Raw genomic sequence first — 441 nt, forward strand, 5'->3', positions numbered from 1 at the left:
GCCATATTGGCCGAGCGCGCGATATGCGCCTCGCCGGCGTTGCGGAACTCGAGTTCCGGACGCTCTTCCTCGCAATAGGGGCAGCGGATGAGAAGCATTTGTTCGTTCCTACAATTCGCCGTGGCCGACGCGGGCGCCCGCCGGTTGATCGCAAAGCTTCTGTCCCAGGGTCGCGAACGGCGCGACGAGCCGGATGCGTTCCTCCACGCTTGCAGCGGGACGAAACAGATCGCGCGACGCCATGTTGCCGAGAGTGAGTTGCATCGGATCGGTGGTGACGATGACTTGACGCGGCTGGAATGTCTCGTCTTCGTCAAGCCCTTCGGGACGTCCCTCGAAGAACATCACCACCCGCTGGCCGCCGCTCCAGACGCAGGCCAGCGTGCCGTCGTCGACCGAAAACGGCCAGACGGTCTCGTTGCCGGTGCGGCTGATCGGTTG

2 protein-coding genes are annotated in these 441 nt (G+C 64.2%); both read right to left on the reverse strand.

Annotation, left to right across the window (positions count from 1 at the left end):
- Positions 1-98 (reverse strand): sarcosine oxidase subunit delta (locus EN932_RS37715; protein ID WP_206619059.1); only part of this gene is annotated, 98 nt, incomplete at its 3' end.
- Between the two features lie 10 nt (positions 99-108).
- Positions 109-441: hypothetical protein (locus tag EN932_RS37720; protein WP_128369597.1), on the reverse strand; the 333-nt coding region annotated here is incomplete at its 5' end.

The sequence above is a fragment of the Mesorhizobium sp. M7A.F.Ca.US.002.01.1.1 genome (assembly GCF_004022955.1).
GTDB classification, from domain to species: Bacteria; Pseudomonadota; Alphaproteobacteria; order Rhizobiales; family Rhizobiaceae; genus Mesorhizobium; species Mesorhizobium ciceri.